The sequence below is a fragment of the Klebsiella sp. BIGb0407 genome (genome assembly GCF_024807845.1).
Lineage (GTDB): Bacteria > Pseudomonadota > Gammaproteobacteria > Enterobacterales > Enterobacteriaceae > JGM124.
Genome location: NZ_JANUEQ010000011.1, coordinates 62,663 through 75,414, shown reverse-complemented (window position 1 = coordinate 75,414; position 12,752 = coordinate 62,663). Strand labels below are relative to the sequence as shown.

14 protein-coding genes are annotated in these 12,752 nt (G+C 48.1%); 6 read left to right on the top strand and 8 right to left on the bottom strand.

The window, feature by feature from the left end; all coding sequences use genetic code 11:
• Window positions 1-274 precede the first annotated feature (274 nt).
• The 3 genes from pfkA to cpxP all read right to left on the bottom strand — a co-directional run bounded on the left by pfkA (window position 275) and on the right by cpxP (window position 2,946).
• The gene (gene pfkA / locus M2387_RS23635; protein WP_259053047.1) at window positions 275-1,237 is read right to left on the bottom strand and encodes a 6-phosphofructokinase; all 963 of its coding nucleotides are present in this window, start codon (window positions 1,235-1,237) and stop codon (window positions 275-277) included.
• A gap of 182 nt (window positions 1,238-1,419) precedes the next feature.
• Complete coding sequence (gene fieF / locus M2387_RS23630) at window positions 1,420-2,322, bottom strand: CDF family cation-efflux transporter FieF (protein WP_259053046.1); 903 nt, start codon at window positions 2,320-2,322, stop codon at window positions 1,420-1,422.
• A gap of 120 nt (window positions 2,323-2,442) precedes the next feature.
• Entirely contained in the window at window positions 2,443-2,946 is a 504-nt protein-coding gene (gene cpxP / locus M2387_RS23625; protein WP_259053100.1) for a cell-envelope stress modulator CpxP, read from the bottom strand.
• A gap of 150 nt (window positions 2,947-3,096) precedes the next feature.
• Between cpxP and cpxR the strand changes: the two genes are divergently transcribed.
• The 3 genes from cpxR to trmL all read left to right on the top strand — a co-directional run bounded on the left by cpxR (window position 3,097) and on the right by trmL (window position 5,777).
• A complete protein-coding gene (cpxR, locus tag M2387_RS23620; protein WP_259053045.1) occupies window positions 3,097-3,795 on the top strand; it encodes an envelope stress response regulator transcription factor CpxR in 699 nt (232 codons plus the stop codon).
• Window positions 3,792-5,165, top strand: a complete 1,374-nt coding sequence (gene cpxA, locus M2387_RS23615; protein ID WP_259053044.1) for an envelope stress sensor histidine kinase CpxA — start codon at window positions 3,792-3,794, stop codon at window positions 5,163-5,165. Before cpxR ends, cpxA begins: the two co-directional genes overlap by 4 nt.
• Window positions 5,166-5,303: 138 nt before the next feature.
• On the top strand, window positions 5,304-5,777 hold the full coding sequence (gene trmL, locus M2387_RS23610) for a tRNA (uridine(34)/cytosine(34)/5-carboxymethylaminomethyluridine(34)-2'-O)-methyltransferase TrmL (RefSeq protein WP_259053043.1): 474 nt from the start codon (window positions 5,304-5,306) through the stop codon (window positions 5,775-5,777).
• Here trmL and cysE read toward each other — a convergent pair.
• From cysE to M2387_RS23585, 5 genes are all read right to left on the bottom strand, one after another.
• Window positions 5,774-6,595 (bottom strand): serine O-acetyltransferase, encoded by an 822-nt coding sequence (cysE, locus tag M2387_RS23605; RefSeq protein WP_259053042.1) that lies wholly within the window; start codon window positions 6,593-6,595, stop codon window positions 5,774-5,776. The two genes, trmL and cysE, sit on opposite strands and share 4 nt — an antisense overlap.
• Before the next feature lie 79 nt (window positions 6,596-6,674).
• Window positions 6,675-7,694 (bottom strand): NAD(P)H-dependent glycerol-3-phosphate dehydrogenase, encoded by a 1,020-nt coding sequence (gene gpsA, locus M2387_RS23600; RefSeq protein ID WP_259053041.1) that lies wholly within the window; start codon window positions 7,692-7,694, stop codon window positions 6,675-6,677.
• Complete coding sequence (gene secB, locus M2387_RS23595) at window positions 7,694-8,161, bottom strand: protein-export chaperone SecB (RefSeq protein WP_259053039.1); 468 nt, start codon at window positions 8,159-8,161, stop codon at window positions 7,694-7,696. The genes gpsA and secB overlap by 1 nt, the downstream gene beginning before the upstream one ends.
• Window positions 8,162-8,219: 58 nt before the next feature.
• Window positions 8,220-8,471, bottom strand: a complete 252-nt coding sequence (gene grxC / locus M2387_RS23590; protein ID WP_259053038.1) for a glutaredoxin 3 — start codon at window positions 8,469-8,471, stop codon at window positions 8,220-8,222.
• Between the two features lie 23 nt (window positions 8,472-8,494).
• On the bottom strand, window positions 8,495-8,926 hold the full coding sequence (locus M2387_RS23585) for a rhodanese-like domain-containing protein (protein ID WP_259053037.1): 432 nt from the start codon (window positions 8,924-8,926) through the stop codon (window positions 8,495-8,497).
• Window positions 8,927-9,305: 379 nt separating this feature from the next.
• Between M2387_RS23585 and envC the strand changes: the two genes are divergently transcribed.
• The 3 genes from envC (at window position 9,306) to rfaD (ending at window position 12,746) form a co-directional block, all read left to right on the top strand.
• The gene (envC, locus tag M2387_RS23580) at window positions 9,306-10,568 is read left to right on the top strand and encodes a murein hydrolase activator EnvC (protein WP_259053036.1); all 1,263 of its coding nucleotides are present in this window, start codon (window positions 9,306-9,308) and stop codon (window positions 10,566-10,568) included.
• A 48-nt stretch (window positions 10,569-10,616) separates the two neighbouring features.
• On the top strand, window positions 10,617-11,540 hold the full coding sequence (locus M2387_RS23575) for a divergent polysaccharide deacetylase family protein (RefSeq protein WP_259053099.1): 924 nt from the start codon (window positions 10,617-10,619) through the stop codon (window positions 11,538-11,540).
• A gap of 273 nt (window positions 11,541-11,813) precedes the next feature.
• A complete protein-coding gene (rfaD, locus tag M2387_RS23570) occupies window positions 11,814-12,746 on the top strand; it encodes an ADP-glyceromanno-heptose 6-epimerase (protein ID WP_259053035.1) in 933 nt (310 codons plus the stop codon).
• Window positions 12,747-12,752: the final 6 nt, after the last annotated feature.

Below are 12,752 nucleotides of genomic sequence, written 5' to 3'. Positions count from 1 at the left end.
CAGCCTGCCAGAAACTAATTGAGACAATAAAGAATAAAAAAAAATTTGATATTCACTAAAGGAATAAAAGAGCATTGTTCGCGATATAGAAAGGGGAAAAAAATTAATGAATTTCTTGAAAAATAAGAGAGTTACCAGCACAAACCGCAGGGATAAAATATCCGACGCTTATCAGAAACTAGCATCCGATTAAACGAAAAAAGGGAGAACATAGTGTTCTCCCTTATCAAACCATCAGGCTGCCAGGCTTAACCTGACAGCCTCAGCGGTTATATTAGTACAGTCTTTTAGCGCACTCGAACCAGTCGCCTTTGAATGGACGTTTCATATTTTCGATAGCGTCGATGATGTCATGGTGTACCAGTTTTTCGTTCTGGATACCGACACAACGACCGCCGTAGCCCTGTAACAGCAGCTCGATAGAATATGCGCCCATACGAGAAGCGAGGATACGGTCATAAGCAACCGGAGAACCGCCGCGCTGGATATGACCCAGCACCGTAGCACGGGTCTCACGTTTGGTATTCACTTCGATGTATTTTGCCAGCTCGTCAACATCGCAAATGTGCTCAGTAATCGCAACGATCGCGTGTTTTTTACCTTTCGCGATCCCGGCTTTAATTTCAGCAACCAAATCTTCGCGGTTAAACTCAACTTCCGGCAATACTACAAACTCACAACCACCGGCAATCGCAGCAGCCAGAGTCAGGTCACCACAGTAGCGGCCCATCACTTCAACGATAGAGATGCGCTGATGCGAAGAAGAGGTGTCACGCAGACGGTCAATCGCTTCAACGACAGTTTCCAGCGCAGTGAAGTAACCGATAGTGTAATCAGTACCTTTAATGTCGTTATCGATAGTGCCCGGTAAACCTATACAAGGAAAACCGGTTTCAGTCAGGCGCTGGGCACCCAAGTAAGAACCATCCCCACCAATAACCACCAGCGCATCAATACCGCGGTTTTTCAGGTTCTGGATAGCAACTTCGCGGACTTTCTCATCGCGGAATTCTGGGAAACGTGCAGAGCCCAGGAACGTGCCCCCACGGTTTATCATATCAGAGACGCTATAGCGGTCTAATTGAACCATGCGGTCTTCATAGAGGCCAAGGTAACCATCATAGATACCCATGACTTCCAGATCTTCTGATAACGCAGCACGTACTACACCACGAATCGCCGCATTCATACCCGGCGCATCACCACCACTCGTCAGTACACCAATTCTTTTGATCATGACTACCTCTGAACTTTGAAAGCAAAATTAATTCTGTTACCGGAAGCTCCTGCAAGCGAACCACAACCTTGTGCGGGTAGTGGAAATTTACCAGAAGCATCCAGCTGAATTGATTCAGGCAAAACCCAATGACGACATATTACGCAAAAATGGACAGATGATGCTAATTTTCCGATAAAAAATTAAAGCTCAAAATTCCCTTGTTGCTCAACAGGAACAACAGAGCAAGGATCCTGATGGATAATGACATCAGACCCGGGAAACTGACGAAGAATCGCTTGCTGTACGTCATCGGCAATACGATGAGCCTGTCTCAAGGGTAAATCATCATCAAGTTCCATATGAAACTGTATAAAACGTGTGGGCCCTGACTGCCTGGTTCTGAGGTTATGTGCCCCGCGAACAGCTGGCCACGCGTTAATGATGTCGATAATTATCTGCCGTTCGGTATCCGGCAATGCCCGATCAAGAAGTGCTTGCACTGCACCATAACCGATGCGTAATGCACAATATAAAATATAGACGCCAATTCCTAAAGCGAACAAGGAATCCGCACGATGCCACCCAAAACCCGATAATAATAAGGCTAAAAGAATAGCACCGTTCATCATAACATCGGACTGATAATGAAGCATATCTGCACGGATAATCTGGCTTTGTGTTTTTCGCACCACCCAGCGCTGGAAGGTGACTAACAATAAGGTGCTGACTAAAGCAATGAGGGTAACCGCGATTCCTAACCCCGTATCCTGCATTGGGGTTGGGTTAATAAGGTGTTGAAAACCCGTCAAAAATAAGAATAGCGCCGAACCGGCAATAAACATGCTCTGCGCCAGAGCAGCCAGCGACTCGGCTTTACCGTGACCGAACGTATGTTCCTGGTCCGCGGGCTGCAGTGAATAACGCACCACCAGCAAGTTAGTCAAGGCCGCGGCGATATCGACCAGTGAATCAACTAATGCCGCCAGAATGCTGACTGACCCTGTCACCCACCAGGCAAAAATTTTTATCACTAATAACAGCGAGGCCACAATGGTGGCGATAATCGCTGCCCGATGCACCAGCCGCCCATATTCTTGATTCATGAGGACTCCCGCAATTTAATAGGGATATTATAGTGTATGCGTGTGATTTTCAGGCAAAAAAAACCCGCCGGTCAAGGCGGGGAAGACAGGGATGGTGTCTATGGCAAGGAAAACAGGGTTCTACGGGTTACTCAGTTTGCTACTCATTGTCTGCAGCGGATAAATCTGCTGCCTCTCTGACGATTCACGGTACTGCTTCATCAGTTGACGATGTTTCTGTGCTAAAACGGCCTGCTGCTCTGGTGTTAGCAAGTGATACATTTGATTACGTACTTTCGCCATTTCAATCTGGCGGGATACGTGTTCCTGTACCATTTTTTCAGTCAGTGCTTTTACAGCCGTTTCATCAAAATTTTCTGCGGTGACCAGGCTGTGCATGGTCTCCATTTCGCTAATATTAACAGGTGGGCTATCATGCCTTGCCCGCTGCATCAGATCGCGCATTTGCTGGCGCTGTTGTTCAGTCAGATTAATGCCGTCAAACATACGATTCTGAACACTATTACGCTTTATCAGATCTTCATCTTGATGCCAGCTAACGCTCATCGGTAAGTCAGCGGCTTGACCAGCTAAAGTACTGAGTGACAGCGTTGAGGCTATGACGGCAGCGATAACCTTGCGCATCATTTGCTCCCAAAATATTGTCTGCTGCTATTCAACGAAAACTAGTCTACGATTTCAGCTGCAAACTAGCGTCAGAGGGTGTAAAACAACGTAAAGTCATAGATTAGCAAGCTCTGATGACGTACTTTCTGCCTCGGAGGTAATTTAATAATGAATAAAATACTGCTAGTTGATGATGACCGCGAGCTCACTTCATTGTTGAAGGAGTTGCTCGAAATGGAAGGCTTTAACATTATTGTTGCCCATGATGGTGAACAAGCTTTGGCCGTGCTGGATGACAGTATCGATCTGTTATTACTTGATGTAATGATGCCGAAGAAAAACGGCATTGATACCTTAAAAGAGCTACGCCAGACTCACCAGACACCGGTAATCATGTTGACTGCACGTGGCAGTGAACTTGACCGAGTACTTGGGCTTGAGCTGGGTGCAGATGATTATTTACCTAAACCCTTTAACGATCGTGAACTGGTTGCCCGCATTCGCGCTATTTTGCGTCGCTCACACTGGAGCGAACAGCAACAGAGTAGCGATGGCAGTTCTACCAGTATTGAAATTGATGGTCTGAGTGTGAATCCAGGACGTCAGGAAGCCAGCTTTGATGGACAAACGCTGGACTTAACCGGAACTGAGTTCACCTTGTTATATTTGCTGGCACAGCATTTAGGCCAGGTCGTTTCTCGTGAACATTTAAGCCAGGAAGTTCTCGGTAAAAGACTGACGCCATTTGACAGGGCTATCGATATGCATATCTCTAACCTTCGTCGTAAATTACCGGATCGTAAAGACGGACACCCGTGGTTTAAAACACTGCGTGGACGCGGTTATCTGATGGTGTCTGCTTCATGATAGGTAGCCTTACCGCACGAATTTTTGCCATCTTCTGGCTCACGCTGGCTTTGGTTCTGATGCTGGTCTTAATGCTGCCGAAGCTAGACTCGCGTCAGATGACCGAACTGATGGAAAATGAACAGCGTCAAGGCTACATGATTGAGCAGCATGTCGAGGCTGAGCTGGCCGCTGATCCACCCAATGATCTTATGTGGTGGCGTCGATTATTTCGTGCAATTGATAAATGGGCACCGCCCGGTCAGCGTCTTTTACTGGTTACCAGTGAAGGACGGGTGATCGGTGCCCAGCATAATGAAATGCAGATTATCCGTAATTTTATCGGTCAGGCTGATAATGCTGAACAGCCACAAAAGAAGAAATATGGTCGCGTTGAACTGGTTGGTCCGTTCTCGGTTGAAGATGGTGAAGATGCCTATCAATTGTATCTGATTCGTCCTGCCAGCAATTCACAGTCAGACTTTATTAACCTGCTTTTTGACCGACCGCTACTGTTACTGATAGTGACCATGCTGGTTAGTGCGCCGCTGTTATTATGGCTTGCCTGGAGTCTGGCAAAACCCGCCAGAAAACTGAAGAATGCTGCCGATGAAGTGGCCCAGGGGAATTTACGGCAACATCCTGAGCTGGAAGCCGGCCCGCAAGAGTTCCAGGCAGCAGGTGCCAGCTTTAATCAGATGGTGACCGCTTTAGAAAGGATGATGACAGCCCAGCAAAGGCTATTGTCTGATATTTCCCATGAGCTACGTACACCGTTAACACGCCTCCAGTTAGGAACTGCATTACTGCGTCGACGTAGTGGTGAAAGTAAAGAGCTTGAGCGTATAGAAACCGAAGCACAGCGTCTTGACGGTATGATTAATGACTTGCTGGTCATGTCACGTAATCAGCAGCAAAACGCCTTAGTCAGTGAGACGATAAAAGCCAACCATATCTGGTCTGAAATGCTGGATAACGCAGCCTTCGAAGCAGAGCAGATGGGGAAATCTCTGGAAGTCACTTATCCACCAGGGCCATGGCTGATGTACGGTAACCCTAATGCATTAGAGAGTGCGTTGGAGAATATCGTTCGTAATGCACTACGCTACTCACACACTAAAATAGCAGTGAATTTCTCTGTCGATAATCAAGGTATTACTGTGACTGTCGATGATGATGGCCCGGGAGTCAGCCCTGATGACCGGGAGCAGATATTCCGCCCATTCTATCGTACTGACGAAGCGCGCGATCGTGAGTCAGGCGGTACCGGATTAGGGCTGGCGATTGTCGAAACCGCCGTTCAGCAACATCGGGGTTGGGTCAAAGCAGAGGACAGCCCTCTGGGCGGGCTCCGCTTAGTACTCTGGTTGCCTCTGTACCACCGTAAATAAAGCGGATCTCACGGCGACAAAGTGCATTTTGTCGCCGCTGAATATCCGTCCTATCCCTCGCCTCGGTATCTGACTACGGTTTCCATTTCTGCCTGACGACCATTTTGCTATTCTATAGCCCTTGCTGATGAGGGTTGTATGCTAAATATCGTCTTATTTGAACCAGAGATCCCCCCTAATACCGGGAATATTATTCGCCTGTGCGCTAATACCGGCTTCCGCCTGCATATCATCGAACCTATGGGCTTTACCTGGGATGATAAGCGTCTGCGTCGTGCCGGGCTCGATTACCACGAATTTACCGCCGTATTGCGTCATGCCAGCTATGAAGCATTTCAGGAGGCAGAACAGCCTCAACGCCTGTTTGCCCTGACGACGAAAGGAACGCCGGCTCACAGCGCGGTAAGCTATCAGGAAGGGGACTATCTGATGTTCGGTCCGGAAACGCGTGGATTACCCGCGACAATACTGGATGCACTGCCCGCTGAGCAAAAAATACGTATTCCGATGATGCCGAATAGCCGCAGTATGAATCTCTCTAATGCGGTCTCTGTGGTGGTTTATGAAGCCTGGCGCCAGCTAGGTTATTCTGGCGCCGAACTGAAGCGTTAAATACCATCGCCGTATTGAAAACCGCTATTGATGCCGTTGAAGTGCTGATCCATATCCATGGATGGCTTGTCACTACCGGGTTTACCGACAATCCGGGCGGGGACTCCAGCGGCAGTGGTATGCGGAGGAACCGGCTGTAATACCACCGACCCGGCTCCTATTTTAGCGCCGATACCCACCTCAATATTACCGAGAATTTTTGCGCCCGCGCCAATCATCACGCCTTCACGAATTTTCGGGTGACGGTCACCGCTGGTTTTTCCGGTTCCGCCTAAAGTCACGCCCTGCAAAATCGAGACATCATTCTCAATGACCGCCGTTTCACCCACAACAATGCCGGTTGCGTGGTCAAGCATGATGCCGCAGCCAATTTTCGCTGCCGGATGGATATCCACCTGGAATGAAACCGAGACTTGGTTCTGCAAGAAAATAGCCAGCGCCTGACGCCCTTCTTTCCAAAGCCAGTGACCGATACGGTAGGCCTGGAGAGCATGGAAACCTTTCAGATAAAGCAAGGGAGTGGAGTATTTATCGACAGCCGGGTCACGGGTGCGTACGGCACCGATATCGAGGGCTGCTGATGCTATCATCGCCGGGTCTGCCTTGTAGGCTTCCTCAACGATTTCACGAATTGCAATTGCTGGCATAATCGGTGAGGCCAGTTTATTGGCCAGCATATAGCTCAGAGCACTACCAAGATTGTCATGCTTTAGCAACGCCGCGTGGTAAAAACTGGCTAACATCGGTTCACAATCGGCAAGCGCTCGCGCTTCCGCTTTAATATTGTTCCACACCATATCCAGTTCTTCAGACGACATTGCTTCTCTCCAGATAAAAAATAACGCCCGACAACCAGTGCCAGGGCGCTTTGGTTACAGCATGACGAGATATCGCCTATTACTGGCGACTTCTTTCATCTTTGCGTGTACGGCCAAGCAGAGTTAATGCTGCCTCGCGTACGTTTTTTCCGCAATACAAGACCTGATAAATTTCTTCGGTAATGGGCATTTCAACCCCAACACGCGATGCCAGCTCACGGACTTCTTTGGTATTACGGTAACCTTCAACAACCTGCCCTATCTGCTGCTGGGCAGCATCAACATCCAGCCCCTGTCCGAGCATCATACCAAAGCGTCGGTTACGCGACTGGTTATCGGTACAGGTCAGTACCAGATCGCCTAATCCCGCCATACCCATAAAGGTTTCTGGCGAAGCGCCTAATGCGCTGCCTAAACGAGTCATTTCCGCGAGGCCACGGGTTATCAGCGCCGTTCTGGCATTAGCACCAAAACCAATCCCGTCCGACATACCTGCACCGATAGCGATAACATTTTTTACCGCACCGCCAAGCTGAACGCCAATAAAATCTGGATTACTGTAAACACGGAAGCTTTTACCGCAATGCAACAAATGCTGTAGATCGTCAGTAAACTCGGCATCGGTGGCTGCCAGTGAAATGGCTGTCGGTAAACCCGCCGCCAGTTCTTTCGCAAAACTTGGACCTGAAATAACCGCTAGCGGAATATCATCGCCGAGAACTTCACGAGCGACATCTTGCAGTAACCGTCCGGTTTCAGCTTCCAGACCTTTGGTGGCCCAGACAATACGAGCATCCGCACGCATCAGCGGCTTAATCTGGTGCAGTACATTACCAAAAACATGGCTCGGTACAACAACCAGAATATTACGGCTCGCGCTTAACGCCGTCGACAGATTGCTTTCCAGATGTAATGTATCCGGAAAAGGGACGTCAGGAAGAAAAGCCACATTGCAACGGTCAGCCTGAAGCGTAGCGATATGTTTAGGGTCATGTCCCCATAACACTACGTGGTGACCATTCCTGGCTAGTGTGATAGCGAGAGCGGTGCCGTAAGAACCGGCACCGATAACTGTCATTGAAGCATTAACGCCGTCCATCAGGCATCCTGAGGTTTTTCAGCGCCTTCACCCGCTTGCTGCTGCAAATAGCTCATGAACAATGCATCGAAGTTTACTGGAGCAAGGTTCAGCTGCGGGAAAGTACCACGAGATACAAGGCTGGTGATGCATTCACGTGCATACGGGAACAGGATGTTCGGGCAGTATGCACCCAGGCAATGTGCCAGCTGGTTGCCTTCAATACCGCCGATAGAGAAAATACCTGCCTGCTGTACTTCACACAGGAAAGCAGTCTCTTCGCCCAAAGTTGCAGTAACAGTCACGCGTAAAACAACTTCATACACATCGTCTGCCAGCTGGCTGGAAGCGGTGTCTAAGTCCAGCTTAACTTCTGGCTGCCATTCTTTTTGGAATACGTGAGGTGCTGCCGGGGCTTCAAAAGAAACATCCTTGGTATAAACACGCTGGATCTGGAAAGCCATTTCGGTACTGTTTTGTTCTGACATTATGAAAACCCTTTAATTTTAAATGTGCATAATTCTACGATAATAAATTTATATTGCCTTAGCCAAGCAGCGGATCAAGTCCACCACGAGCGTCTAAGGCATACAAGTCATCGCAACCGCCAATGTGCTGTGCATCAATAAAAATCTGTGGCACCGTCGTTCTGCCACTGCGGCCGATCATCTCTTCCCGCTTTGCCGCATCACCATCAATAGGCAACTCCTGGAAAGTAACACCTTTAGTGTTCAGGAGCGCTTTTGCACGATGGCAATATGGGCATGTCGCTTTGGTATAGATTTCAATTTTCGCCATGATCTACCTGTCTATTCTGCAGATTATTTACCACGAACTAATGGCAGGTTTTCACCTGACCAACCCGAAATACCTTCTTTCAGCAAAGAGACTTTCGCGAAACCCGCTTTATACAGTAAATTTGCAGGCTCCTGAGAAGCCATGCCATTGCTACATACCACAATGAGCGCTTTCTCTTTAAACTTATCCAGCTCACCAAAAGTGCCTTTTTTAATATCACCGGCTGGTACATTGATGGCGTTAGCGATGTGTCCTTTACGGAAATCATCACGTGAACGAACATCAACCACAACAGCATCTTCCTGGTTAATTAAACGGGTTGTTTCGCCACGAGTTATCACTTTTACTTTAGAGGCTAAACCCTTAAAGGTGGTGAACAGTACGGCTGCCAGTAAGCCAACCCACGCCAGGCTGAGGATAGGATGGCGGCCAACGAATTGCATAATTTCTTGCATGGGGGGTAGTCACTCCCGACTATGTATTAAATAAGAAAAACCAGGTAGCGAGTATACATTCGCGTTGCGTCAATTACAGCCAGTCTGGGCGATGTTATGCGTATTCTGCGGTTTGTTACTAAAAAAATGTTGTTTCTGAATAAAACTCGCAATAATTCAAGCCATTTTTGTAAAGAGATGTCTAGTTACCGACTGTCATTTATCGTGAATAAAAATGATTTCACCATTGGAACGATATCTCTGTCACCCAGTCTCAGCATCAAGCGTATACAATAGATTAACGAACATGGATGCAAACTCTTTCAGTATACTATTGCGACAAGGAACGGATTAACAGATGACTGGTAAGCCACTGTTCATCGTGAAATAATCCTAAGCTATGAGGGACACAACAATTTTATTGAAAGTCTGGGCCATAAAACCCGTTATCTACGCCAGCCTGTTCAGTGCTGGTGTTTTGTTGTGCACATTCCCCGCTCACGCCAATAATGCGGAAGAATTGAAGTCTCTGCAGCAAAACATAGCCACTCAGGAACGCCAGGTTCGCCAGCAGCAGCAACAGCGCTCGGTATTACTCAACCAGCTTAGAGCCCAGGAACAAGAGATTGCTGCCGCCAGTAGCAAGCTCCATGAAACCCGAAATACGCTCGCTATTTTAAATCGCCAGGTCGCAGAGATGAACGCTTCTCTGGCAAAGCTGCAAAAACAGCAGGCAACTCAGGAGCGTAACCTGGCAGCGCAGTTAGATGCCGCTTTTCGCCAGGGAGAACACAGTGGCATGCAGTTTCTTCTCAGCGGCGAAGAGAGCCAGCGTGGCCAGCGTCTGCAGGCTTATTTCGGTTATCTGAATGCCGCCCGTCAGCAAACGATTATCGACCTGAGGCAGACCAAAGAAGAAGTCGCTACACAAAAAGCAGCCCTGGAAGAAAAGCAGAGTGAACAACAAACGCTGCTTTACGAGCAACAGGCTCAGCAAGCTAAGCTAGAAAGTGCGCGTAATCAGCGACAAAAAACGCTCGCAAGCCTGGAATCATCGCTCCAGCAGGGTCAGCAGAAGTTAACCGAAATGCGTCAGAATGAGACGCGTCTCCAGAATCAGATAGCCCGTGCCGCGGCGGCTGCCAAAGCCCGTGCCGAGCAAGAAGCACGTGAAGCTCAGAAAGTCCGTGAACGTCAGCAGGAAGCGACCAAAAAAGGGTCCACCTATAAACCAACCGATAATGAACGTTCACTGATTTCACGTACCGGTGGACTCGGTGCGCCAAGAGGTGATGCTTACTGGCCTGCACGTGGTTCATTACTTCATCGCTATGGCGAAAGGCTACAAGGTGAACTACGTTGGAAGGGTATCGTTATTTCAGCGCCAGAAGGTTCTGAAGTGAAAGCCATTGCCGACGGGCGCGTGATCCTTGCCGACTGGCTACAGGGCTATGGCCTGGTTGTGGTCGTGGAGCATGGTAAAGGTGATATGAGTCTCTATGGCTATAACCAAAGCGCGCTGGTCAAAGTCGGCACTCAGGTTCGCGCCGGTCAGCCTATTGCGCTTGTCGGTAGCAGTGGTGGCCAGGGCCGTCCATCACTTTATTTTGAAATTCGCCGCCAGGGCCTGGCCGTCAATCCACAACCGTGGTTGGGGAAATAAGTTTTGCCACTGCTTCGTACATTGCGTGTTCTCTTTAGCTGCGGGTTAATGCTGACTGGCTCAGCATTTGCCGGCAAACTGGCGATTGTCATTGACGACTTTGGCTATCGTCCGTCTCAGGAAAATCAGATCCTGGCTTTATCTCCCAATATCTCTGTTGCCGTACTTCCTAATGCACCTCATGCTCACGAAATGGCCGTCAAGGCTCATAATCTGGGGCATGAGGTGTTAATTCATCTCCCGATGGCACCATTGAGCAAGCAGCCACTGGAAAAAGACACGCTGCGCCCAGAAATGAGCAGCAGTGAGATAGAGCGTATTATTCGTGATGCGGTCAATAAAGTTCCCCATGCTGTTGGCCTGAATAACCATATGGGCAGCGCCATGACCTCAAATCTGTTTGGTATGCAGAAAGTGATGCAGGCGCTGGAGCAATATAATCTCTTTTTCCTTGATAGCATGACCATCGGTAATAGCCAGGCAATGCGCGCGGCTAACGGCACCCGGGTTAAGGTGATTAAACGTAAGGTCTTTCTTGATGATAGCCAGAAAGAGGCTGATATTCGTACTCAGTTCAACCGGGCGATACAAGTAGCGCGCAAGACAGGCTCTGCTATTGCCATCGGCCACCCCCATCCGTCCACTGTTCGCGTTCTTAAGCAAATGGTCTCTGATTTACCTTCAGATATTACCCTGGTCCGTCCGAGTAGCTTACTGAACGAAACTTATACCGATACCTCTACGCCAGTCAGGCCAACAACACCGCAGACTAAGCCCGTAAAAACGCCTCCGCGTAATCCGTTCCGTGGTGTACAGCTTTGTAAACCTAAGCAGCCGATAGAGCCAGTCTACGTTACGACTTACTTTAATGTGCTGATAGAGACTTTCGGTGGTGTTAAAGATCGTGCGATAAACTATCTGATACAGCAGTGGCCAGCGACGACAGAGCATCAAGTAACAGAGAAACACTGATTTAGCTCCAGGATGCGCCGCAGATAATACAGAGACAGACTCAGTTACCGGGTATCAAAGCGGTCTGTTTCTCTGCACTCACCACACTGAAATTTAATACTACAAATGAATTAAATGGCGGTTTTTTAATTCAAAAAATCACTTATTTACGCATTATTAACCATTTCTAATAACTCCCGTCATTATGCGGGATCTCATTGTAATGTTATAATCAGGGTAATTCACGCCTGAGACATACGGTCTTACGGCTCTCATCTTTTAAAGGTTAAGCATATGATTATTGTGACTGGCGGCGCTGGCATGATCGGCAGCAACATTATTAAATCTCTTAACGAGAAAGGTTACAGAGACATTCTGGTTGTTGATAACCTGAAAGACGGAACCAAATTCGTTAACCTTGCTGACCTCGATATCGCAGACTATATGGATAAAGAAGATTTTCTTATCCAATTGCTAGCGGATGAGTCGTTTGGTGATGTTGAAGCCGTATTCCATGAAGGAGCCTGCTCTTCAACCACTGAGTGGGATGGTAAGTACATGATGGATAATAACTATCAGTACTCTAAAGAGCTGCTTCATTATTGTCTTGATCGTGAAATTCCATTTTTGTACGCCTCCTCTGCGGCAACCTATGGTGGCCGTAACCAGGATTTTATCGAGTCTCGTCAGTATGAGCAGCCGCTAAACGTTTACGGCTACTCTAAATTCCTGTTCGACGAATATGTTCGTCAAATTCTGCCTGAAGCTAACTCTCAGATTACTGGTTTTCGCTATTTCAATGTCTACGGACCGCGTGAAGGGCATAAAGGAAGTATGGCCAGCGTCGCTTTCCATTTAAATAATCAATTAAACAATGGCGAGAACCCGAAATTATTCGAAGGCAGTGACAGTTTCAAACGTGATTTTGTTTACGTGGGTGATGTTGCTGCGGTTAATCTGTGGTTCTGGGAAAACGGTGTATCCGGTATTTATAACTGTGGAACAGGCCGCGCAGAATCATTCCAGGCGGTAGCCGATGCAGCACTAGCTTTCCACAAACAAGGCAGCATTGAATACATACCTTTCCCGGATAAACTCAAAGGACGCTACCAGGCATTTACCCAAGCTGACCTGACGAATCTGCGTGCTGCTGGCTACGATAAGCCATTCAAAACCGTAGCCGAAGGCGTTGCGGAATATATGAAATGGCTAAACCCTGGTGTGTAAGCAGGC

Excerpts from the sequence above, each read along its gene's own strand:
- pfkA (WP_259053047.1), bottom strand. The coding sequence starts at position 1,237 with ATGATCAAAAGAATTGGTGTACTGACGAGTGGTGGTGATGCGCCGGGT.
- fieF (WP_259053046.1), bottom strand. The coding sequence starts at position 2,322 with ATGAATCAAGAATATGGGCGGCTGGTGCATCGGGCAGCGATTATCGCC.
- cpxP (WP_259053100.1), bottom strand. The coding sequence starts at position 2,946 with ATGCGCAAGGTTATCGCTGCCGTCATAGCCTCAACGCTGTCACTCAGT.
- cpxR (WP_259053045.1), top strand. The coding sequence starts at position 3,097 with ATGAATAAAATACTGCTAGTTGATGATGACCGCGAGCTCACTTCATTG.
- cpxA (WP_259053044.1), top strand. The coding sequence starts at position 3,792 with ATGATAGGTAGCCTTACCGCACGAATTTTTGCCATCTTCTGGCTCACG.
- trmL (WP_259053043.1), top strand. The coding sequence starts at position 5,304 with ATGCTAAATATCGTCTTATTTGAACCAGAGATCCCCCCTAATACCGGG.
- cysE (WP_259053042.1), bottom strand. The coding sequence starts at position 6,595 with ATGTCGTCTGAAGAACTGGATATGGTGTGGAACAATATTAAAGCGGAA.
- gpsA (WP_259053041.1), bottom strand. The coding sequence starts at position 7,694 with ATGGACGGCGTTAATGCTTCAATGACAGTTATCGGTGCCGGTTCTTAC.
- secB (WP_259053039.1), bottom strand. The coding sequence starts at position 8,161 with ATGTCAGAACAAAACAGTACCGAAATGGCTTTCCAGATCCAGCGTGTT.
- grxC (WP_259053038.1), bottom strand. The coding sequence starts at position 8,471 with ATGGCGAAAATTGAAATCTATACCAAAGCGACATGCCCATATTGCCAT.
- M2387_RS23585 (WP_259053037.1), bottom strand. The coding sequence starts at position 8,926 with ATGCAAGAAATTATGCAATTCGTTGGCCGCCATCCTATCCTCAGCCTG.
- envC (WP_259053036.1), top strand. The coding sequence starts at position 9,306 with ATGAGGGACACAACAATTTTATTGAAAGTCTGGGCCATAAAACCCGTT.
- M2387_RS23575 (WP_259053099.1), top strand. The coding sequence starts at position 10,617 with ATGCTGACTGGCTCAGCATTTGCCGGCAAACTGGCGATTGTCATTGAC.
- rfaD (WP_259053035.1), top strand. The coding sequence starts at position 11,814 with ATGATTATTGTGACTGGCGGCGCTGGCATGATCGGCAGCAACATTATT.